We start from the raw sequence: 22,311 nt of genomic DNA, 5'->3' as shown, positions 1-22,311 counted from the left end.
TTTTTCAAAGTTACAAAAAATGGATTGTTTAAAGTTGAAACAGAGAATCCAACTTTAATAGTTTTATTTCGACCTTTATCGCTAGAATCCTTTGCCCATTCTGGCGGTTCCATTGAACAACCAGCAGTAATGACCATAATACATGCAACGAGTATAAGTAACCATTTCTTCATGAACTGTCCCTCCATTATGCTTCTTTTCGGCGATCAATTAATACAGCTAGTAAGATTACAAGTCCTTTTACAACTTGTTGGAAGAAAGAAGATACACCTAATAAATTTAAACCGTTATTTAGTACTCCGATAATAAGTACACCGATGAATGTACCAACGATCCATCCTCTTCCCCCAGAAAGACTTGTTCCACCTAATACAACTGCTGCAATTGCATCTAATTCGTAAGAAGTACCTGCAGTCGGCTGTGCAGAATCTAATCGTGATGTTAAGACAATACCTGCAAGCGCTGCCAAAATTCCGGAAAGACCATAAATCATTACTTTAATTCTCGTAACATTAATACCTGATAGTGCTGCTGCTTCTTCATTTCCACCAATTGCAAATGTACGGCGACCAAATGTCGTTTTCTTCAAAATGAAGTACAGTACTGCAAAAGCGATCATCATTGTAACAGCTGGTACCGGAATACCGAGAAAATAACCGCGACCAAACATTTGGAACATTAAATGATCACCAAGTCCAGTGATCGGACGTCCGTCCATATAAACAAGCGTCAACCCGCGAAAAATAGTCATTGTTGCTAAAGTCGCAATAAATGGAGCTACTTTTCCCTTCGCTATGATGATACCGTTTACAATTCCCATTACAAGACCAGCTAATAATCCAACTGCCATCGCAAGGAACGGGTCCATGCCACTTGCCATCATTCCAGCAACAAGTGCACTTGATAATGCTAAAATAGAACCTACCGATAAGTCAATACCCCCTGTTAAAATTACAAAGGTCATTCCGAATGCAATAAGCGCATTAATCGATACTTGACGCAGTATATTAAATAAATTTGGAATTTCAATAAACGCTGGATTTAAAGCCGTAATTACTACAATAATTAGCGCTAGTCCAATTAAAGACCCAAGTTGTTGTAATACATTCCCCTTCTTAGCCATCCTTACTCTCCCCCTGTAGCTAGTGCCATAATAGACTCTTGTGATGCCTCATCTTTCTCTAAAATGCCGCCGACTTTTCCTTCATGAATAACAAGAACGCGATCACTCATCCCTAAAACTTCTGGAAGCTCAGATGATACCATAATAACTGCATCTCCTTGCTCGGTAAGCTTATTCATAATAGAGTAAATTTCTTTTTTTGCTCCAACATCAACACCCCTTGTTGGCTCATCTAAAATGAGTAACTGTGGGTGGATACCTAACCATTTTGCAATAACAACTTTTTGCTGATTTCCACCAGAAAGAGATTTCACCGCTTGTTCTCCACTAGATGCTTTCACATTAAGAAGTTTCATCATGTCCGCTGTAAACTGTTGTTCTAGTTCGTCGCTTAGAACACTTCCCTTTGAAAGACTTTCTAAATTTGGTAAAGCTAAATTTTCTCGAATTGAGAAATCTAGCACTAACCCTTCAGATTTTCTATCCTCTGTAATGAATGCGATTCTTTGTCTAATCGCATCTATCGGACTATCAATCTTTACTTCTTGCCCATTTATAAAAATTTGGCCAGAATCTAAAGGTTCGTATCCAAATATCGCTTTCATAATATCCGTACGGCAAGCTCCCATCAAGCCAGCTACACCAAGGATTTCACCTTTTCTCACTTGAAACGAAACATTTTCAAACTTCCCTTTTTTCGTTCCATTACGGATTTCAAAAATAACATCGCCAACTTGACTATTCCGTTCTGGGTAACGTTCACCAATGCTGCGCCCCACCATCATACTCACTACTTCATCAAACGATGTTTCCGGAATGGATCTCTTTCCGACGTATTCCCCATCACGTAAAATCGTAATGGTATCACATATTGAAAAAATTTCTTCCATTCGGTGTGAGATATACACGAACGAAACGCCTTCTTTACGTAATTTATTAATGACAGTAAACAACGTTTCAATTTCACGATCTGTTAATGCCGCTGTAGGCTCATCCATAATAATAACGCTCGCGTTTGTCATTAATGCTTTCGCAATTTCGATAATTTGCTGTTGTCCAACCGATAACTCTCCTGCCAACATAGCGCCTTTTACATGTAACCCTAGTTCCGCTAGTTGCTGCTGCGCAATCGCATTCATTTGACGTGTACGCAAAATCCCTGTCTTTCCATACATTAACTCTTTACCGAGAAACATATTTTCAGCTACTGTTAAATTCGATAATATGTTCAATTCTTGATGTATAAATGCAATACCGTACTCTTCAGCTTCTTTCGCATTTTTAAAGGTGTGCTCTTGCCCATCAATCGTGATTGTTCCACCATCTTTTTTGTATACACCTGTTAAAATCTTCATGAGCGTTGATTTACCCGCTCCATTTTCCCCCATCAATGCATGGACTTCTCCTGTTTCAATCATAAATTGTGCATTCTTCAAAACAGGATTGCCATTGAACGCCTTTGAAATATTTTTCATTTCAATACGCATTCCCATCACTTCCCTTTATTAAAAAATCACGCCTGCATGTAAAATTACATTGGCATAAGGCGTAGCCTCGCCTGTACGAATAATAGCTTTCGCTTTTTTCGTATGCTCTTTAAATTGTTCATGAGATACATATTCAAGCGCTGGCTCTACTAATTTCAGCTCAATCTCTTTATTTATTTCCGCATTATTGTTAATAACCTCTTCTGCTAACGTCACTTTTTCAATTGCCATATCATCCGCTACCACTTGCAATACATCTAAAAAGCTAGGTTTTCCAATTTCAACAGCTAAATCAATTCTTTTTACTCCGTCAGGAATTGGTAAACCGCAATCAGCAATTACAATCGTATCCGTATGCCCAAGTGAAGCAAGGATTGATGCAATCTCACTGTTTAATACGCCGTGCTTTTTCATCCGACAATCACCTGCACTTCACGTACTTTATCTCTCGTTGGCATACCGCCTTGCGCCCCAAGTTTCGTTACAGAAAGACCACCAGCAATATTCGCAAAACGAATTGCTTTTTGAAGTGTTTCTCCTTCAGAAAGCGCAACTGCTAATGCACCATTAAATGTATCACCAGCTCCAGTCGTATCTACTACATCAACAGCAATGCTAGGAACATGTACAATCTCCGTACCATTATGGAAACGTACACCGTTAGAACCTTCTGTCATCAATAGTTTGTTTGGATATTTAGCCAGTAACTCTTCAATTGGTGATGTGAAATCATCTAATACAATGCGGCACTCATGTTCATTTGGCGTAATATAAGTTGCCTTTTCTAAAATATCTTCTGATAACACTTGTGCTGGCGCTGGGTTTAACATAACCGGGATTTTGTGTTCCTCACAAATAGCCAATACATATTTTACTGTTTCAAGTGGAATCTCTAGTTGAAGCACAACCATATCTGCTTTTGTAAGAAGATCTTTTGAACGATTTACAACCGACTCATTGACAAGAGCATTCGCTCCTTGCACGACAACAATACTGTTATCCTCTTCTGCTAAAACGATATGAGCAATTCCTGTCGCCGTATCTGTAACCGGTACCACATAGTCGATAAAAACGCGTTCGTTCTCTAAATTTTTTCTAACTACAGTTCCATAATTATCGTCTCCTACCGCTCCAACCATCGCTACATTTGCGCCTAATCTCGCTGCAGCAACCGCCTGGTTAGCTCCTTTCCCTCCTGGAATTGTATGAAATGCTTCACCAATTACTGTTTCCCCTGCTTTCGGACGTTTTTTTGAAACGGCCACTAAGTCCATTGAAATACTACCTACTACTGCAATATTTGGCATCTATTTCATCTCCTTACTTCGTTGTATTTCGTTCTATAATTTCAATCGGTAAACGATAATGTTTCTCTTCTAATACGTTTCCTTCCATCTGATCTAACAGTAGTTCTGTTGCAATTTTCCCCATTTCGTAAATTGGCTGTGCAACAGTTGTAATAGATGGATACATCATCTCTGTTAAAGAAATTCCATCGAATCCGATAATTTGTAAATCATCCGGAATAGAAATCCCCTTTTGAAGCGCAGCCTTGACGATACCTATTGCAATTAAATCATTCCCAGCAACAATACCATCAATATGCGGATATTCTTCTAATAGTTCCACTGCTACACGCTCACTATTAGCTGGATCAAATGTACTCTCTGCAATCATATAAGAAAGATTATTTTGTGTAATAACGTCTACAAAGCCTTCAAAACGTTCATTCGCTGTGCTTACGTCACGCGGTCCACGAATATGCGCAATATGTTTACAGCCTTTATCTATTAATAGCTTTGTCGCTGCCTGACTTCCCGCATAGTTATCTGCATACACAGCAGGTATACGCTCATTAAACATACGGTCAATTGCAACGACTGGTACTGACAAATTCATGTAATTAACACTATTTTGTGGATTTGTTGCTACAATAAATCCGTCCACATTATTTTGCCTAAGTACATCAATATATTGCTTTTCTTTCTCTAAATTTTCATCAGAGTTACAAAGTACAACCGTATATCCCTGCTTATGAGCTACATCTTCTACGGCACGTGCAACTTCTGGAAAGAATGGATTCACGATATTTGGAACAACTAAGCCAATTAAACGAGATTTCTTATTATATAGTGAGCGTGCTACTGTACTAGGTTTATAATCTAGCATCTCAATCGCTCGTTCTACTTTCTTTAATGTATCTTCATGAACATATCCATTTTTATTTAACACTCTGGAAACGGTCGCAACAGATACTCCCGCTAATTTCGCAACGTCTTTAATCGTACTCATTCTTTTCCCTCTCCATTTCATGTAACCGTTTACAGAAAATAATATAACGTATTTCTAGAAATACGTCAATCATTTCTCACGAAAAAGCTTTTAAGGTTATACTCAAAAAAGCACCGCCATAAGGCGATGCTTTTTCATTACGAATATGATACAGTTTGTTCTTTTTCTTCTGTAGCTGGCTCTTTAGCATCTTTTTTACGATCTGACAGTTTAATCTTCTGTAAGAAAATTGTAAAGATAGCGCCTACTACGATAAATACTAATCCTGTTAAGAATACAGTATGAAGTGAGTCTACTAAAGAGTTTTTCAAAATCGGTACAATGCTGTTAGCGAACGCTTCTGGCATTTGTTTTAATGCCTCTGGACTAAATAACATTGAATATAAACCTTGTGGATCTGTATGAATCATATCTTTAAATTTCGTTACCATTTGTCCCGCTTCTTTCGGGAATGTATCTAATACAGGTACTAAATTCTTTGTTAATGTTGTACCTGAAGTGTTATTCATGATTGATCCTAAAATTGTAATACCAAATGTTCCGCCGATTTGACGGAAGAACTGACTTGATGATGTTACGACACCAAGATCTTTTTTCGGGAAGCTTTCTTGTAACGCTAATGTTAATGTCGGCATTACAAGACCCATTCCTAAACCGATAACCATCATATAAGAAGTAGCAGTCAATTTAGTTGTGTGCATATCCATCGTTGTTAATAACCAGAATCCTCCAGCCATTATAAGCATTCCTGTAATAATTTGTGGTTTTACACCAACTTTTAATACAAGTTGCCCGCCAATAATACTCATCACAATCATTGTAATCATCATTGGCGTCATAATTGTTCCTGATTCAGCTGCACTTACTCCTACAATTCCTTGCATGAAGAATGGTACGAACATAATCGCACCGAACATTCCAATACTCATAAAAAATCCAATCGCATTTAGTAATGTAAATGTACGATTTTTAAAGAAATGCATCGGTAAAATTGGTTCTTCTGCTTTCGTTTCAACAATAACAAAGCTAACGATACCAATTAAAGCTAATGCAAATAACCCGATAATTTGCCAAGAATCCCATGCGTAATCTTTTCCACCAAACGTTAATGCCAGTAATAAACTGACAACACCGAGAATCATCGTAAAGATCCCAGCAATATCAATTTTAATTGGTCCTGTTTGTTTATGTGATTTTAATCCCATTGCAATAAAGATTGTTGCTAAAATACCAACTGGCAAGTTAATGTAGAATACCCATCTCCAGTTCACTGCATCTACAATCCAACCACCCACTTGTGGTCCAATTACAGAAGCAAGACCGTATAACGCACCAAAAATACCTTGCCATTTCGCACGTTCTTTCCCCGTGAACATATCTCCGATAATAATCATAGCCATCGGCATCATAATACCGCCGCCAAGACCTTGAATACCACGGAAAATAATTAATTCTGTCATACCATTTGCCATACCACATAATGCTGAGCCAACCATAAAGATAACTAACCCTGTTATATATACGTTACGACGACCAAGCAAATCCGCTAATTTACCTGCAATTGGTACAACTGTTGTTGATGTTAACATATAAGCTGTTGTTAACCACGTCATTAAACTTAATCCGCCTAGTTCACCAACGATACGTGGCATTGCTGTACCAACGATTGTTCCATCTAAGGCAGCAAATAGCATCGCAATTACTAAACCGACTAACAACAACTTTCTATTTATATTGTCTTGTTGCTCCATGTAATCTCCTCAATTCCTCTTATTTTTTCTCTTTTTCCTCTTGTGTCCCGCAAATAATAGTTTCTAACTTCTCAAAAAGGCGTAACAAATCTTCTCTTTCTTGCAACTCTAAATGTGAGAAATATTTTGCAATGTGCTCATTACGAGCAGTCATCGCCTCTTCTACCCTAGCTTTCCCCTTTTTTGTTAACTCAATGACGACAACACGACGGTCATCTTTATCGTGATAACGCTCGACAAGCTCTTGGTCAATTAAGCGATCGATCATCACTGTAATTGCACTAGGCTTTACATACATTTTTTTCGCTAATTTTGTCGCCCTTGAAGCTCCATAATGATCTAAAATCTTTAAAATATAAAACTGCGGTGGTGTAAGTCCTGTTGCTTGCATTTGTTCTAATAACTCTGTCTGCATTTTCTTTCCAATCGAAAAAGCAAGAGCTTGAATTTTATCGATATGCGTCATATCATTTGGCATGTTATCCACCTCTTATTTAAGCACCAAAATATTTAATGTATTTAAATATTAATACCGCGAACAAAATCCGTCAACACTTTTTATTTATAAAAACGTTTACATTTTTGTCACAAAGTTGTATAATTTTCGTCGAAGTTAATATTGACAGTCACGGAGAATCGGAGTACACGGCTATGAATCATAAAAAAGGAAACTTTTTTATATTTCATGGCCTTTTTATATTCTCTCTGACTTACAACACTTCGAATTAAATTGGGGAGGATTTTCATTTTATGTTTTTCACACAATTCTTTAAACCTGCGCCCCACGTGGAACGCTTACCAGCTGATCGCGTTGATAGTGAATACCGTAAATTACGTTTACAAGTATTTTTAGGTATCTTCATCGGCTATGCAGGTTATTACTTTGTTCGAAAAAACTTTTCACTAGCAATGCCATACTTAATTGAACAAGGCTTTAGTAAAGGGGAGCTTGGGGTTATCCTTTCAGCAGTTTCTATCGCTTACGGATTAAGTAAATTTCTTATGGGTATCGTATCCGATCGTTGTAATCCTCGCTACTTTTTAGCAGCTGGGCTATTTTTATCAGGTATCATTAATATTGTTTTCGGCTCATTTTCTTTCATTACAACGAGCATTATACTTATGTTTGTACTTCAGTTTTTAAATGGATGGGTACAAGGGATGGGATGGCCTCCTTGTGGTCGTACAATGGTTCACTGGTTCTCTATTAGTGAACGTGGTACAAAAATGTCTATTTGGAACGTCGCTCATAATGTCGGTGGCGCACTTATGCCTTCCCTTGTAACATTAGGGTTATATTTCTTTGCAAATGATTGGAAAAGTATTTTTTACTTCCCAGGTATTCTTTCAATTTTAGTTGGTATTTATGTATTAATTACGATGAGAGATACACCTCAATCTTGTGGATTACCTTCTATTGAAGAACATACTGGAGAATATCCACCAGATGAAAAAGTACAAGATCGCGAACGCGAACTTTCGGTAAAAGAAATTTTATTTACATACGTACTAAACAATAAATTTTTATGGTACATCGCGATTGCGAACGTTTTCGTATATTTCGTACGTTACGGTGTTGTAGACTGGGCTCCTACTTATTTAGTAGAAGAAAAAAGCTTTACTCATAGTAGTTCACGTACAGCTTACGCTCTATATGAATGGGCTGGTATTCCAGGTACACTTCTTTGCGGCTGGATGAGTGATAAACTATTCAAAGGACGCCGCGCACCTGCTGGTATTTTATTTATGGTTGGTGTATTTATCGCCGTTCTTGTTTACTGGCTAAACCCTCCTGGTAATCCAATGGTTGATAGTATCGCACTTGTCGCAATTGGATTTTTAATTTACGGACCGGTTATGTTAATTGGTCTACACGCTCTTGACTTAGCACCAAAGAAAGCTGCTGGAACTGCAGCGGGCTTAACTGGCTTCTTCGGTTACTTAGGCGGAGCAGCTTTCGCTAGTGCTGCTATGGGCTTTATCGTCGATGCATTTGGATGGGATGGCGGATTCATCTTGTTACTTGCATCTTGTGTACTTGCAATGTTCTTCCTTGCTCTTACTTTAAAGACAGGATCTCCAAAACAAAAGCAAGCTTAAGCACTAATATTATTCTTACCAAAAAAAGAGAGACTGTTCTTTACAGAACATCTCTCTTTTTTCTACATATAATACTTTTTTCTTACAAAAGATTTATTTCCCTTCCTTATACATGTTAGCGTTTTCAAAACACTCCAACTACTTATATACATGCATCCAATCTCTATATAAAAAGATTTTTGAATATTTTCTCAACTTTCTCTTGTCAAACATTGTCAATTTATATTAAAATAACAACAACATACAAAATATTTAGTCTTTTCAGAAAGATGGAGGGATAGCCATGAAGAATCCACTTCTTCGCATTGAAAACTTACAGACTTCCTTTCGCATACAAGATCAATATCATGCCGCAGTTGATGATGTTTCGTTAACAGTCCATGAAAATGAAATTGTCGCGATAGTCGGTGAATCAGGTTGCGGAAAAAGTGCACTTGCCCTTTCCATTATGCGACTGCATAATGAAGCAAATACAAAATTACAAGGGCAGCTTAACTATAGAGATAAGGATTTACTAACGATGTCAGCCGCAGAGATGAATAAAGTACGCGGATCAAACATCGGCATGATTTTCCAAGAACCTCTTACAGCACTCGATCCTCTTATGACAGTTGGAAAACAAATTGAAGAAAACTTAGACTACCACACAAGCCTTTCAAAAGTTGAGAAGAAAGAACGCACCTTAGAACTACTTCATCAAGTTGGTATTCCAAAACCAGAACTTACATATAAACAATACCCACACGAATTATCTGGCGGAATGAGACAAAGAATTGTTATCGCAATTGCAATTGCTTGTAACCCAGCACTTATTATTGCAGATGAGCCAACAACGGCTCTTGATGTAACCATCCAAGCACAAATTTTAGACTTACTAAAATCTATTCAAGAACAAACGAAAATGGGCATCATTTTAATTACTCATGATTTAAGTGTTGTCGCAGAAACAGCCGATCGTATCGTCGTTATGTACGCTGGACAAGTTGTAGAAACAGGAAAAGTTGAAGAGATTTTTAATAACCCTCTTCACCCATATACTCGTTCTCTATTAAACTCCATTCCATCTGCATATGCTGAAAAGGAAAAATTACATGTTATTCAAGGCGTTGTACCGACATTAGCTAAGTTACCTCGCACAGGCTGTCGATTCCAGGCACGAATTCCATGGATTAGACCTGATCAACACGAGGAAAATCCAATTTTACATGAAGTAAAACCAGACCACTGGGTGCGTTGTACTTGCTACAAGCATTTTAACTTCCAAGATAAGAAAGGAGATGACGTAACTCATGGCACTGCTTAAAGTAGAAGATTTAAAAGTACACTTTCCAATTAAAGGTGGTGTTTTCGGTCGTACCTTAGATTACGTTCGTGCTGTTGATGGCGTAAGCTTCGAACTACAATCTGGCGAAACTTACGGAATCGTTGGGGAATCTGGGAGCGGTAAATCAACAACTGGAAAAGCAATTATGCACTTAACGAAAGCGACGGGCGGTAGTATTCATTTTAATAATAGAGATTTAACAAAATTAAGTCGCTCAGAACTAAGAGAACAACGAAAAGATATTCAGATGATTTTTCAAGATCCTTATTCATCCTTAAACCCGAAGAAACGTGTTATGGATATTATCGCTGAACCACTTCGAAATTTTGAGAAACTCTCACCTGATGAAGAGCGTAGAGCTGTTCAAGATTATCTTGATAAAGTTGGTCTAAATCCAGAGTCAATTTATAAATACCCACATGAATTTTCCGGTGGACAAAGACAGCGGATTGGTATTGCACGCGCACTTACACTAAAACCGAAGCTTATTATCGCGGATGAACCTGTATCTGCACTGGATGTTTCTGTACAAGCGCAAGTTTTAAACTTCTTACAAGATTTGCAATCCGAACTCGGACTAACATACTTATTTATCAGTCATGATTTAGGTGTAATTCGCCATATGTGTGACCGTATAGGTGTTATGTATCGTGGACGCATTGTGGAAGAAGCAACTAGTGCTGAAATTTATAACAATCCACAGCACATCTATACGAAGCGCCTAATATCAGCTATTCCTGATATTCGTCCAGAAAACCGCGAACAACAGCGTAAATTGCGTCGTGAAGTAAGCGCTGAGTACGAAAAATCATACGAAAATTATTTCAATGAAAATGGACGTGCTTACGATTTAAAACCAATCTCGCCAACTCACCGGGTGGCATTACCATAAGGGAGTGATAAAACATGTGGAAATTTATATTACGCCGGATTTTAGTTATGATACCGCAATTATTCGTATTAAGTGTACTCGTCTTTACACTTGCTAAAGCAATGCCAGGTGATGCATTAAGTGGCGCTGAACTAGCAAACCCAAAAGCCGATCCAAAAGTAATTGAAGAACAACGTGAGAAACTTGGGTTAAATGATCCTATTCCCACACAATATGTAAGGTGGATCTCAAATGCCGTACAAGGGGATTTCGGTATTTCTTACGCACATAAAATACAAGTAACAGACATTATTGGGGAACGCCTTGGTAATACAGTGCTGTTAGCTCTTCTAATTCTTATTCTTACTTATTTAATCGCCATTCCACTTGGCGTTATAAGTGGGCGTTGGAATGATACGTGGGCTGATCGACTCATTACACTCTATAACTTTTTAGGATTTGGTACACCCCTATTTATTTTCGGATTAGTAATGTTATTCTTATTCGGCTTTTTATACCCGATCTTCCCTACAAGTGGTAGCGTTGATCCACAAGTGGCAGCCGGATCATTTGATTATTATTTAAGTAAATTAAATCATATGATTTTACCAGCTTTATCTGGGGCATTAATTGGCACTGTAGGAACTGTACAATATTTACGAAGTGAAATTATTGATACGAAACATAAAGATTTTGTACGCACAGTAAAAGCAAAAGGTGTACCAGAATCTAAAGTATATTCCAGACATATTTTACGAAATTCATTTTTACCAATTGCGGCATTTTTAGGATATGAAATTACAGGTTTAGTTGGTGGCTCTATTATTCTAGAAAATATTTTCGGCTACCCAGGAATTGGACAACTATTTTTCCAATCTATTACTCAACGTGATTTCAGTGTCGTAACTGCTCTTGTATTATTTACTGGATTCGCAACGCTACTCGGGACTCTTCTTTCCGATATTATTCTAAGCATCGTTGATCCACGTATTCGTATTGATTAATGGAGGTGAAGAAACGTTATGTTAGCAAATCCTGAAAAACAAACTGAGGTCATTCATTACGAAAAGAGCCCTTCTGGTTTCTCCATTATGTGGCGAGAATTTCGTAAAGATAAACTAGCAATGTTTTCCCTATTCTTTTTAGCTTTAATATTAATAGCCGTTTACGCAACTTCATTTATTATGAAACAAGAAGATATCGTTCGAGTTGATCTGTTCGCCATTTATGATCCTCCTTCAGCTGAACATTGGCTAGGAACTGATTATGGTGGCCGTGATATTTTCGGACAATTAATTATTGGTACACGTAATTCCTTTACAGTTGGTTTAGCCATTACTCTTTTATCAACCCTTATCGGTCTTACTATGGGACTAATTGCTGGCTATTTTGGAGGAGTTGTTGATAACATCATCATGCGTTTTATCGACTTTATGATGATTTTACCATTCTTAATGATTGTTATCGTATTTATCTCACTTGTTCCAACTTTCAATATTACTACATTTATTCTCATAATGACCGCTTTCTTATGGGTCGGAAAAGCAAGGCTTATACGCTCTAAAGTATTAACTGAGAAAGAACTTGATTACGTATCTGCATCAAAAACTTTAGGAACACCAAATTGGAAGATTATCTTTCAGCAAATATTACCTAATTTGAGCTCTATTATTATCGTAAATATTACATTAAATCTTGCTGGTAACATCGGGATTGAATCTAGTTTGACTTACTTAGGTTTTGGTCTACCAGAAAGTACACCGAGTCTTGGTACACTTGTAAGTTATGCAACAAACCCAGATGTATTGCAAGAAAAATGGTGGATTTGGTTACCCGCATCAATCATGATTTTAGTGTTGATGCTGTGTATAAATTTTATTGGTCAAGCGTTAAAACGTGCGGCTGATGCGAGACAAAGAAAAGGATAAGGGGTGGAGAAGTTATGAACAAACCAAAACTGTACAAAGTATTAAGTACACTTGCTGCTTCAACATTATTACTATCTGCATGTGGGGGTGCTGATAGCGGTAGCAAAAAAGCAAATACGAAAAAAGTAGAAACAAATAAATTTAGTGCTGCTGTAAAAAATGATGGCAAAGAGATTAAAGACGGATCATTAACTTATGGACTCGTTTCAAATTCACCTTTCGCTGGTGTTTTAAGTAGAGTATTGTATGAAGTTGCTCCAGATTCAGAAATTATGGATTTCTTTGATGAACAATTATTAGCTACAGATAAAAACTGGGAAATTACAAATGATGGTGCTGCAACTTATACAATTTCTGAAGATAAAAAAACAATTACAATTAAGATTAAAGATAATGTAAAATGGCACGATGGTAACCCTTTAACAGCTGAGGATTTAGAATATTCTTACTTAATCATTGGTAATAGTAAATATACAGGTATTCGTTACGATACACAAATGCAAATGATTGAAGGTATGGAAGAATATCACGCTGGAAAAGCTGACAAAATTTCTGGTATTAAAGTAGTCGATCCAAAAACAATTTCCATTACTTATAAAGAAGTAAACCCTTCACTGAAAACTGGTATTTGGACATATCCTACACCTAAAAAATATTTAGGTGATGTACCAATTGAAAAACTGGCTGAATCTGATAAGATTCGTCAAAATCCAATTGGGTTCGGACCATTTAAAGTGAAGAAAATCGTCCCTGGTGAATCAGTTGAGTATGAGCGCTTCGATGATTATTGGGGTGGCAAACCTAAACTAAAAAATGTAACATTAAAAGTTGTAAATCCATCTATTGTTAGTGCATCTCTGAAAAAAGGTGATATTGATATTGCAGCAATTACTGCTGATCAATATCCGAACGTAAGTAAATTAAAAAACACACAACTAATTGGTAAAACTGATCTTGCTTATACTTATATCGGATTTAAGTTCGGACATATGGACAAAGCAAAGAATGAAGCTGTAATGGATAACGATAAGTTCAAAGACGTTCGTTTACGTCAAGCGATGGCTTATGCAATTGATAGAGAAAAATTAGGAGAAAAAGTATATCACGGACTTCGTGTTCCAGCTAACTCTCCAATTCCACCATCTATGCCAAAGTACCATAATAACAATGTTGGCGCATATAACTTAGATGTAGATAAAGCGAAAAAACTATTAGATGAAGCTGGCTATAAAGACAAAAATGGTGATGGATTCCGCGAGGATCCAAAAGGTAATGAATTTAAAATTAACTTCCTAGCTAGTAACGGTAGTGAAACAAGTGAACCACTTGCAAAATTCTATATTCAATCTTGGAAAGATATCGGCTTAAAAGTAGAACTTGTTGATGGACGCTTACATGAATTTAATGCTATGCGTGAAATGATTAAAAAAGATGATCCAAAGGTTGATATTTTCTCTGGTGCTTGGAACACTGGTTCTGATCCTGACCTTTCTGGTCTATGGGGTAAAAATGCTGGATTTAACTATCAACGCTGGGTAAATGATGAAAATACTAAATTATTAGACGCTGGATTATCAGAAAAAGCTACTGATGAAAAATATCGTAAAGAAGTATATGATAAATGGCAAAAATTAATTCATGACGAAGCACCGATGATTCCAATTCATTACACATTCGATTTAACAGGTGTTAATAAGCGCGTAAAAAATTATGATGTCAACACTGAAGTGAATCAAATAACTTCACATTGGAAAGACGTTACTGTAACAAGTGAGAAGCCAGAAGTAGAAAAATAATCATAAAAATAGCTCCCAGCATCTACATACATGCCAGGAGCTATTTTTTATTTACAATCCTTCTCTTACTATTTATAACAACCAATTCCTTCCCTACTCTAAAATTAAAAGATTTGATGAATTATCTTTATTACAACAGCTAACGTAACAGATGCAGCAAATCCCCCTAAACAAATAAGACCGACACCTTGGCTATATGATAAATTTTGAAGTGCTTTCATCTTTTTCATCCTCCCTATCTCCCCTTCGATATGTTTATTTTACCAATAGAATAATTTTCATAACATCGATTTTTCTGACAACAAACTTACAAATTTGTAAGTTAATATTTTCTAAAACTTATGTATCTATTATGTCCACACTCTTACCTTTTATACGTCAAAAAAGACCTCGAATTATATCAAGGTCTTGCTTACACTACAAAATATCTCACTCAATTTATTTGATAATCATCACCGGACATTTCACACGCTTTGCTATTTTATGACTGACACTACCAAGCACCATCTCTTGCAGTGTATTTAATCCTCTACTCCCAGCAATAACAAGATCTATATCTCCTGTATTTACATATTGAACAATCGTATCTCCTGGATCGCCATGTAATATCGTAATTTTATAAGAAATATTCTCTTTCTTTAATAAACCTTCAATCTCTTTTAATTTATCTTTTCGACTAGCCGTTATTGTTTCTAAATCTGTTTGACCTTGTATAATATCTGATTTTGCTGTTCTATTATCTACTACGTACACAACTTCAACATTTGCTTCTTCGCTACATTTCGCAATATATGTTGCATGTTCCGCTGCTCGAAGTGCATGTTCAGAACCGTCACATGCTAATATAATTTGTTTATACATATGCTGAATCCCCTTTTCGTTATCCTACTCGTATTATATAATAAAGCCCCCTAAAAAGGAGGCTTCTAACTAGCAATTCTTTTATTATAAGTAGCTAAATTAGTAACAAGTTTTGCACTACGTTCATTTAATCCCATTATACTTACTTTCACGCCACTTTGTTCATACTTCATAATAACTTTATCAATTGACGCCACTGCTGAATCATCCCATATGTGTGCGTGAGAAAAATTCAACTCAATTTCTTTTACATCTTCCTCAAATGAAAAATTATTGATAAGATCTGCCGTAGATGCGAAGAAAAGTTGGCCATGAATTTCGTATATTTTCTTATTTTCAATATATAAATGTTTCACGTGAATCTTTGCCATATTGAATGCAAATAAAACCGCACTAATTACTGTTCCGATAATTACACCTAATGCTAAATTATGTGTAATTAAGACCACCACAACTGTTACAATCATAACAAATGCATTTCCTTTTGGTACTTTATGAATCGTTGTTACAGAGTTCCAATCAAATGTTCCAATTGAAACCATAATCATAACTGCAACTAAAGCTGCCATCGGAATATAAACGACATAATCACCTAAAACAAATAGTAATATGATTAAAAATCCGCCCGCTACAAACGTCGATAATCGCCCGCGTCCACCTGATTTAATATTAATAACAGATTGTCCAATCATTGCACATCCTGCCATTCCTCCGAAGAAACCAGCAACAATGTTTGCAATCCCTTGTCCACGTGCTTCCTTATGCTTATTACTTTCCGTATGCGTCATATCATCTAAAACTGAAGCTGTTAATAATGACTCTAGTAAACCAATAATTGCAAGCATAACTGCGTACGGTAAAATAATCCCTAATGTCTCAAGTGTAAAAGGCACGTCAGGCATGCTAAAGAACGGTAATTCTTTCGGCAGACTTCCCATATCCCCGACTGTTTTTAACTGTAATCCGCTCATAAGTGCAATACTTGTCACAATGATAATTGAAATAAGTGTAGACGGTACAGCCGTCGTAATACGTGGAAATACATATATAATTGCAAGTCCTAATGCGACAAGTGCATACATTTGCCAAGTTGCATTTTTAAAATGTGGCAATTGCGCTGTAAAAACTAAAATTCCAAGTGAATTTAAAAAACCACTCATAACAGATTTCGGAACAAACTTCATAAATGAGCTCAGTTTGAATACACCGAAAATAATTTGGACAATCCCCGTTAATATTGTTGTAGCAAATAAATATTGCAAACCATGATCTTTAACAAGCGTTACCATTAACAATGCCATTGCACCTGTTGCAGCTGAAATCATTCCAGTTCTTCCGCCAACAAATGAAATGGTAACTGCAATACAAAAGGCTGCGTATAACCCAACGGTCGGATCCACGCCTGCAATAACAGAGAAAGCAATTGCTTCAGGGATTAACGCTAAAGCAACGACAATTCCTGATAGCACATCTCCTTTCACGTTGGAGAACCAGTCATTTTTTATCGTTTGAAACAAAATACCACTCCTCTACTCTTTTCTCATTTGATTTTCTCCATAAGAAAATCTAGCCGACTGCACGAAGGCTATTATATAACGAGTAGAGGATTTTTCGCTATGTAAAAGTTTCCTAAAAAAGACGCTATCTTCATAGCGTCTTCTCTCATTTCATTAATGTCCACCGTGCCCTTGACCACTTTCTTGCACAATCTCTAGCCTCTCATCCAATATACCTTGCGTTTCAAATGAAATATTTTCAGTATTTCCTAATAAGAATCCATGATTGTACGGGCCAAGTGTTGGGTCATCTTTAAACTTCGGTTGAATAGTAGCAAGGAAATCATACACTGGTTGTGAAGCTTTTCCTTCCTCTAATAAGATGACGGGGGCATGTTTACCCATATGTGAAAATGGTGCTCCTGCAACTGCTAAGTCTGGTGTTTTGTTTGAAACAAATGATACACCGTGTCCTGGTTTTGTGAACCCCCACCCAAATTTTGTTTTTTCATCTTTAAACTTTGCAAATGCAATAGAATTTTCTACTGGAGTCTCTCCACTAATACGCGTTACTTTCCCGTATTTGCTTAACTCTTTTTCTACTTCTTTTGAAATGATTTTTTCTGGTCCTAGTAAATATATATTTGCTTTATCTTTTCTCATCTTTAATGCCTCTATCGTCGCTTCTGGCACTTTATTCTTTTCTGTATAAAGTAATGGTTCTGGCATATGAGAAATCCAGTTTACAGCTGGTGTTGTATATAAACGCCCTTCTTCTTCAGACGAACCGATAATAACACTATTCGGATAACTACCTGTTATATCCGCATACTCTTTATCAACATCTTTAGCAAAGATAGCTGGATCCGTTTCCTTTATTTGCTTTACTTTATAATCTTTTAATTGCTCCAGTGCGGCTGCCCCTATATCCCCCATCACCATAATTTGTGTTCCATCTTTCGTTCCGAGCGGATTTAGCCGTTTTATTTCTTTTAACGTCATCTCGGGTACCTTTTCTTTTTCTATAAATAAAATCGGTCCGTTATTCGGATGATGAATAAGGTCTGCACTTGCAATACCTAATTGCCACTCGTTTACTGGTACTAAAATAACAGCGCCTGGCTGATTCTCTTTATGTGTTGCTGGCCATATCGTCTGCGAAGTTAATACTGCCATTTGAAGAGGATCATTTGTGTTTAATCTCGTTACATTTTTTAAACTTGTCGTTAATAAATCATTTGATGCACCTTGATTCATTTCTTTCGGTGCAGTTACCTCCTGATTCATTTTCATTTCCTTTTGCTCTGTTTTCTTCTCTTCTTTCGATTCATGGTTTTTATGATCCGTGTTCGTTTGTCCACATGCAGCAAGACCAACTGCTGTAACTATTGTTATCCCAAAGATTCGGGTCATCTTTTTCACTATACCGCCTCCGTATAAATCGTTTTCGAGCCAATATCATTACCTAAAATGGAATTTCAACTTTACAATAACAAGCAATTCTGAAGAAATTATGCAGACGCATTACAATCTGCACCATTTCTTCATGATTTTGCATTACAATTTAAGTAAAAATTATATATGGAGGGCTCTCTATGATTGATATACTGCTCGTAGACGATGAACCGCGAATGCTTGAATTATTAACGCTTTATCTTACTCCAATTGGATATAACTGCATATGTGCACAATCCGGAGAAGAAGCGATTTCACATATAGAAAATCAAAACTTTAAATTTATTTTACTCGATATTATGATGCCAAAGATGGACGGATGGGAAACGTGCAAAAAAATCCGCTCATTTAGTAACGTTCCTATCATTATGGTAACAGCTCGTGATCAAACTGTAGATCTCGTCCGAGGATTAAAAATCGGAGCGGATGATTACGTAACGAAACCTTTCCATGAGGAGGAACTTTTCGCAAGAATTGAAGCTGTTTTAAGGCGCACAAATGAACATAAACAAATCCAATATCACGGGATTATATGGGATGAAGCGAAGCACTCCGTTTCTGTCCATAATGAAGAACTTTTTCTTACTCCAATCGAATTCTCTTTACTCGGATTATTTTTACGTCATGTGAACTACGTATTAAGCCGAGATCAGCTCATTGAACGAATTTGGGGATTAAATACAAATACAGAAGATAGAACAGTCGATTCACATATTCGTAATTTGCGTGATAAATTACGAAAAGTAAATTTCCCTATTGATAATCATTTAAAAACTGTGTACGGAGTCGGATATCGATGGGTTGATACTTTAGATTAAGGAGCAAAACGATGAAGCGAATTTCTATTCAGCTCGGATTTTATTTTTTAATTGTTACACTTTTAATCGAAAGTGTTCTATTTGTCTTGCTTTATTATAGCCTTGTCAACAATAGAGTAAATGAAGAAATGACAGCTTTATTAAAGCGCGGAAATAGTCACAGAGATGTCCTTGAAAAGTATTTTGATAAGCAAACAATTTCCCATGTTGCGCTAATGGAATCCGAGGCCGAAACGACTGTTGTTATTACAAATGCAAATAAGGATGTACTAGCTAAATCCAACGAAATAAATACTACTATAAAAAGACATATTGAAAAGATGCAAACACGGACAGATCATGAAGGCGCAATTATAGAGAATCATTGGAAAACATCTAATTATATATGTACAGTTAGTCCCATTGTAATAGATGGAAAACATGAAGGCTATGTGTACATGTTTCTTGGGACAGAATCCATTGAAAAGATGGTGAATGGGCTAACAAGACAATTCATTATTGCTGGGATCATTACTTTTCTATTAACAGCCATCACCATCTTTCTATTATCACGTTTGTTAACAAAACCATTGTTACACATGAAACATGCCACTGAAAAAATGAGTAAAGGAGATTTATCCGTTTCATTAACAACTACTCGAAATGATGAAATTGGTGAACTAGCATCATCTATTCAAACACTCGCAAATGATTTACATTATATGAAAACAGAGCGAAGTGAATTTCTGGCAAGTGTTGCTCATGAATTACGAACACCTTTGACATACGTAAGAGGTTACGCTGACATTGCTTTAAAAGAAACCACATCTTCCAAGCAACGTTTGCGGTATTTATCTATTATAAAAGATGAGTCTGATTACATCACAAACTTAGTTCAAGATTTGTTTTCCCTTGCACAAATGGAACAACATAACTTTTCTATTCAAGTAAAGGAAGTGCATTTACACACCTTCCTGACTCGCATAGCTGAAAAAGTAAATGCCATATATAAAGAAAAACACATTAGAGTTTCTTTCTCTTGTCCTCCTACACTGCTAGTGAACTTAGATGAACAACGCTTCGAACAAGTTGTGGTGAACATTTTAAATAACGCTTATAGACATTCAAAAGAGTATTCTCTTATCCACATTTCTGTTACTGAAGAACATAAAAGTATTTCCATTACAATTGAAGATGAAGGTGAAGGTATTCCGCTTGAAGACCTCCCTCACATTTTCGACCGCTTTTATCGAGTTGATAAAGCGAGATCACGAGCTACAGGCGGAACTGGTTTAGGATTATCTATCGTGAAAGAAATTGTAGAGCTACACGGTGGGAATATTACTGTAATGAGTGAAGTCGACCACGGATCTTGCTTTATTATTTCATTGCCATCTATACAAAAACACGACTACCATCAGTAGTCGTGTTTCTTTATCATCTTACTTTATAATATAAATTTACAAATTGCCCAAAACGTTTCGTATCTGTTAAAGTTAAATGAATTTCCGGGTTCTTATCTTGGAATAACGGAACTCCCGAGCCTAATATATGCGGTGTAATCGTAACAACATATTCATCAATTAAATTATTCTTAAAGAATTCTCTTAGTAGACTTCCTCCACCAACCATCCATATTTTAGATCCTTCTTGCTCTTTCAACCTTTTTGTAAACTCCACTACATCTTCACTTACAAACTCCACGTATTCATTTGAACCTTTTTCTGAGTTAGAGAAAACATAACATTTTTTATCTACATACGGGAATGTTTCCATATGCTCTACTACATAATCGTACGTTCTTTTTCCCATGATTATCGTATCAATTGTTTCATACATTTCTGTATAACCGTTATCTCCATCTCCTTCTGTTTCCATTAACCACTGTAAATCATCATCTTCTTTGGCAATATATCCATCTAAGCTCGCCGCAATAAATAAAACAATTTCACGTGACATCTCTTTCCCTCCTTGCATCTCATCTTGATAACATATGATGTAAACAATATACTAACAATAAAACATGACAATTTATGTCATGTTAAAAAGAAAAAGGTGATACATTTGTCAAAAGCTAAACGCTTATTAGATATTCTTATATTTGCTTCTGCAAAAAAGACATTTACAGCGCAAGAAATAGCTGATGAATTTAATATTTCCGTTCGTACGGTTCATAGATACATTTTAGATTTGAGTGATATGGGGTTGCCCATTTACGCAGAACAAGGTCGTAACGGCGGCTATAAAGTATTAACGAATAGAGTCATTCCCCCTATTTTATTTACGGAAGAAGAAGCAGTCTCCATCTTTTTTGCATTTCAATCTTTAAGCTACTACCGAGACTTACCTTTTAATACAGAAATCAATTCCGTTACACACAAACTGTACAGCTCTCTACAACATGATGCGAAAGCGAAAGTTGATAAAATACGCTCTTATATTGCTTTCTGGAATCCGAAGAGAACAATTGATACACCTCTTTTAAATGAAGTGTTAACCGCGGCTATTGAAAATAAAGATTTACACTTTCAATACGAATCTAAATCGGGGATAAAAACAAAACATGTTCATCCTATCGGTGTATATGCTCATGACGGGCTATGGTACTTACCATCCTACGACTTCAGTAGAAAAAAAGTATTACTGTATCGCGTTGATCGTATTCTTTCTATATTATCAACAGAAGAAAGTGAAAGTACGTTCATGAATTTAGAAGAATGGTTTAACTCTAGCTCTAACGTCATAAACATTCCTACCCAGTTACATGTTTTATTAACGACAGAAGGTGTGCGCCAATGTAAAAGCGTGCCTTACCTTGAAGAATTCGTTGTAGTAAATGAGGACGGGACAGGATATATACATTCAACAATTGATAAAGGTGAAATTAATTTTATTACCCCTTTATTTTATAGGCTTGGAAAAGATGCACAAGTGTTAGAACCGATAGAATTGATAGATGGTTTACGTATACGTGCGAAAGAAATTTTACATATGTATGGAGACGAAAAAAGCTGCTAAATATAAGCAGCT

The 22,311-nt window shown here is 36.4% G+C and carries 21 protein-coding genes and 1 pseudogene; 9 read left to right on the top strand and 13 right to left on the bottom strand.

What is annotated here, in order from left to right; all coding sequences use genetic code 11:
• From MR083_RS16045 to MR083_RS16010, 8 genes and pseudogenes are all read right to left on the bottom strand, one after another.
• A pseudogene (locus MR083_RS16045) lies at nt 1-173 on the bottom strand (D-ribose ABC transporter substrate-binding protein); the annotation flags it as partial.
• 14 nt (nt 174-187) lie between these two features.
• On the bottom strand, nt 188-1,123 hold the full coding sequence (locus MR083_RS16040; protein ID WP_001074633.1) for an ABC transporter permease subunit: 936 nt from the start codon (nt 1,121-1,123) through the stop codon (nt 188-190).
• 2 nt (nt 1,124-1,125) lie between these two features.
• Entirely contained in the window at nt 1,126-2,610 is a 1,485-nt protein-coding gene (rbsA, locus tag MR083_RS16035) for a ribose ABC transporter ATP-binding protein RbsA (RefSeq protein ID WP_011040003.1), read from the bottom strand.
• 18 nt (nt 2,611-2,628) lie between these two features.
• Complete coding sequence (gene rbsD, locus MR083_RS16030; protein ID WP_000716156.1) at nt 2,629-3,024, bottom strand: D-ribose pyranase; 396 nt, start codon at nt 3,022-3,024, stop codon at nt 2,629-2,631.
• Nucleotides 3,021-3,917: a ribokinase gene (gene rbsK / locus MR083_RS16025; RefSeq protein WP_001132856.1), complete on the bottom strand. Its 897-nt coding sequence runs from the start codon at nt 3,915-3,917 to the stop codon at nt 3,021-3,023. The genes rbsD and rbsK overlap by 4 nt, the downstream gene beginning before the upstream one ends.
• A 13-nt stretch (nt 3,918-3,930) precedes the next feature.
• On the bottom strand, nt 3,931-4,902 hold the full coding sequence (rbsR, locus tag MR083_RS16020) for a ribose operon transcriptional repressor RbsR (RefSeq protein WP_000104021.1): 972 nt from the start codon (nt 4,900-4,902) through the stop codon (nt 3,931-3,933).
• A gap of 137 nt (nt 4,903-5,039) precedes the next feature.
• Nucleotides 5,040-6,653 carry an MDR family MFS transporter gene (locus MR083_RS16015; RefSeq protein ID WP_000437626.1) on the bottom strand — a complete coding sequence of 538 codons (1,614 nt, stop codon included), beginning with the start codon at nt 6,651-6,653 and terminating at the stop codon, nt 5,040-5,042.
• A 19-nt stretch (nt 6,654-6,672) separates the two neighbouring features.
• Nucleotides 6,673-7,131, bottom strand: a complete 459-nt coding sequence (locus MR083_RS16010) for a MarR family winged helix-turn-helix transcriptional regulator (RefSeq protein WP_001132363.1) — start codon at nt 7,129-7,131, stop codon at nt 6,673-6,675.
• 272 nt (nt 7,132-7,403) lie between these two features.
• Here MR083_RS16010 and glpT point away from each other — a divergent pair, with 272 nt between their 5' ends.
• The 6 genes from glpT (at nt 7,404) to opp4A (ending at nt 14,672) form a co-directional block, all read left to right on the top strand.
• Nucleotides 7,404-8,753 carry a glycerol-3-phosphate transporter gene (gene glpT / locus MR083_RS16005; RefSeq protein ID WP_000466377.1) on the top strand — a complete coding sequence of 450 codons (1,350 nt, stop codon included), beginning with the start codon at nt 7,404-7,406 and terminating at the stop codon, nt 8,751-8,753.
• A gap of 283 nt (nt 8,754-9,036) precedes the next feature.
• Entirely contained in the window at nt 9,037-10,056 is a 1,020-nt protein-coding gene (locus MR083_RS16000; RefSeq protein ID WP_000795376.1) for an ABC transporter ATP-binding protein, read from the top strand.
• Nucleotides 10,043-10,969 carry an ABC transporter ATP-binding protein gene (locus MR083_RS15995; RefSeq protein WP_001196382.1) on the top strand — a complete coding sequence of 309 codons (927 nt, stop codon included), beginning with the start codon at nt 10,043-10,045 and terminating at the stop codon, nt 10,967-10,969. The genes MR083_RS16000 and MR083_RS15995 overlap by 14 nt, the downstream gene beginning before the upstream one ends.
• Before the next feature lie 14 nt (nt 10,970-10,983).
• On the top strand, nt 10,984-11,952 hold the full coding sequence (gene opp4B / locus MR083_RS15990; RefSeq protein ID WP_000265445.1) for an oligopeptide ABC transporter permease: 969 nt from the start codon (nt 10,984-10,986) through the stop codon (nt 11,950-11,952).
• Nucleotides 11,953-11,970: 18 nt separating this feature from the next.
• Entirely contained in the window at nt 11,971-12,876 is a 906-nt protein-coding gene (locus MR083_RS15985; RefSeq protein WP_000880731.1) for an ABC transporter permease, read from the top strand.
• A 14-nt stretch (nt 12,877-12,890) separates the two neighbouring features.
• Nucleotides 12,891-14,672: an oligopeptide ABC transporter substrate-binding protein gene (gene opp4A, locus MR083_RS15980; RefSeq protein WP_242269574.1), complete on the top strand. Its 1,782-nt coding sequence runs from the start codon at nt 12,891-12,893 to the stop codon at nt 14,670-14,672.
• Between the two features lie 104 nt (nt 14,673-14,776).
• Here opp4A and MR083_RS15975 read toward each other — a convergent pair whose 3' ends face one another.
• The 4 genes from MR083_RS15975 to MR083_RS15960 form a co-directional block, all read right to left on the bottom strand.
• Nucleotides 14,777-14,902: a DUF4027 family protein gene (locus MR083_RS15975; protein WP_000738298.1), complete on the bottom strand. Its 126-nt coding sequence runs from the start codon at nt 14,900-14,902 to the stop codon at nt 14,777-14,779.
• Between the two features lie 208 nt (nt 14,903-15,110).
• Nucleotides 15,111-15,533 (bottom strand): universal stress protein, encoded by a 423-nt coding sequence (locus tag MR083_RS15970; RefSeq protein WP_000277994.1) that lies wholly within the window; start codon nt 15,531-15,533, stop codon nt 15,111-15,113.
• Between the two features lie 65 nt (nt 15,534-15,598).
• Nucleotides 15,599-17,050, bottom strand: coding sequence for a SulP family inorganic anion transporter (locus MR083_RS15965; protein WP_242269573.1), 1,452 nt, complete (start codon nt 17,048-17,050; stop codon nt 15,599-15,601).
• A gap of 153 nt (nt 17,051-17,203) precedes the next feature.
• Nucleotides 17,204-18,451, bottom strand: coding sequence for a cell wall-binding repeat-containing protein (locus MR083_RS15960; protein WP_242269572.1), 1,248 nt, complete (start codon nt 18,449-18,451; stop codon nt 17,204-17,206).
• 173 nt (nt 18,452-18,624) lie between these two features.
• On the opposite strand from MR083_RS15960, the gene MR083_RS15955 reads away from it, so the two are divergent.
• Nucleotides 18,625-19,302 carry a response regulator transcription factor gene (locus MR083_RS15955; RefSeq protein ID WP_000565452.1) on the top strand — a complete coding sequence of 226 codons (678 nt, stop codon included), beginning with the start codon at nt 18,625-18,627 and terminating at the stop codon, nt 19,300-19,302.
• A gap of 11 nt (nt 19,303-19,313) precedes the next feature.
• Complete coding sequence (locus MR083_RS15950; protein ID WP_242269571.1) at nt 19,314-20,705, top strand: sensor histidine kinase; 1,392 nt, start codon at nt 19,314-19,316, stop codon at nt 20,703-20,705.
• Nucleotides 20,706-20,718: 13 nt separating this feature from the next.
• Here MR083_RS15950 and MR083_RS15945 read toward each other — a convergent pair whose 3' ends face one another.
• Nucleotides 20,719-21,240: a dihydrofolate reductase family protein gene (locus MR083_RS15945; RefSeq protein ID WP_242269570.1), complete on the bottom strand. Its 522-nt coding sequence runs from the start codon at nt 21,238-21,240 to the stop codon at nt 20,719-20,721.
• Between the two features lie 105 nt (nt 21,241-21,345).
• Here MR083_RS15945 and MR083_RS15940 point away from each other — a divergent pair, with 105 nt between their 5' ends.
• Nucleotides 21,346-22,299: a helix-turn-helix transcriptional regulator gene (locus MR083_RS15940; protein WP_016716459.1), complete on the top strand. Its 954-nt coding sequence runs from the start codon at nt 21,346-21,348 to the stop codon at nt 22,297-22,299.
• The last annotated feature ends 12 nt before the right edge of the window (nt 22,300-22,311 follow it).

The organism is Bacillus cereus group sp. BfR-BA-01408 (assembly GCF_022663305.1).
GTDB lineage: Bacteria > Bacillota > Bacilli > Bacillales > Bacillaceae_G > Bacillus_A > Bacillus_A pacificus.
Note: the sequence above shows the minus strand (reverse complement) of the source record. Positions and strands in the feature narration are given on the sequence as shown.

Coding starts and splice junctions, on each gene's coding strand:
- opp4B (WP_000265445.1), top strand. CDS start 10,984: ATGTGGAAATTTATATTACGCCGGATTTTAGTTATGATACCGCAATTA.
- MR083_RS15970 (WP_000277994.1), bottom strand. CDS start 15,533: ATGTATAAACAAATTATATTAGCATGTGACGGTTCTGAACATGCACTT.
- MR083_RS15955 (WP_000565452.1), top strand. CDS start 18,625: ATGATTGATATACTGCTCGTAGACGATGAACCGCGAATGCTTGAATTA.
- rbsR (WP_000104021.1), bottom strand. CDS start 4,902: ATGAGTACGATTAAAGACGTTGCGAAATTAGCGGGAGTATCTGTTGCG.
- opp4A (WP_242269574.1), top strand. CDS start 12,891: ATGAACAAACCAAAACTGTACAAAGTATTAAGTACACTTGCTGCTTCA.
- rbsK (WP_001132856.1), bottom strand. CDS start 3,917: ATGCCAAATATTGCAGTAGTAGGTAGTATTTCAATGGACTTAGTGGCC.
- rbsD (WP_000716156.1), bottom strand. CDS start 3,024: ATGAAAAAGCACGGCGTATTAAACAGTGAGATTGCATCAATCCTTGCT.
- MR083_RS16000 (WP_000795376.1), top strand. CDS start 9,037: ATGAAGAATCCACTTCTTCGCATTGAAAACTTACAGACTTCCTTTCGC.
- glpT (WP_000466377.1), top strand. CDS start 7,404: ATGTTTTTCACACAATTCTTTAAACCTGCGCCCCACGTGGAACGCTTA.
- MR083_RS15975 (WP_000738298.1), bottom strand. CDS start 14,902: ATGAAAAAGATGAAAGCACTTCAAAATTTATCATATAGCCAAGGTGTC.
- MR083_RS15945 (WP_242269570.1), bottom strand. CDS start 21,240: ATGTCACGTGAAATTGTTTTATTTATTGCGGCGAGCTTAGATGGATAT.
- rbsA (WP_011040003.1), bottom strand. CDS start 2,610: ATGCGTATTGAAATGAAAAATATTTCAAAGGCGTTCAATGGCAATCCT.
- MR083_RS16040 (WP_001074633.1), bottom strand. CDS start 1,123: ATGGCTAAGAAGGGGAATGTATTACAACAACTTGGGTCTTTAATTGGA.
- MR083_RS15950 (WP_242269571.1), top strand. CDS start 19,314: ATGAAGCGAATTTCTATTCAGCTCGGATTTTATTTTTTAATTGTTACA.
- MR083_RS15985 (WP_000880731.1), top strand. CDS start 11,971: ATGTTAGCAAATCCTGAAAAACAAACTGAGGTCATTCATTACGAAAAG.
- MR083_RS16010 (WP_001132363.1), bottom strand. CDS start 7,131: ATGCCAAATGATATGACGCATATCGATAAAATTCAAGCTCTTGCTTTT.
- MR083_RS16015 (WP_000437626.1), bottom strand. CDS start 6,653: ATGGAGCAACAAGACAATATAAATAGAAAGTTGTTGTTAGTCGGTTTA.
- MR083_RS15995 (WP_001196382.1), top strand. CDS start 10,043: ATGGCACTGCTTAAAGTAGAAGATTTAAAAGTACACTTTCCAATTAAA.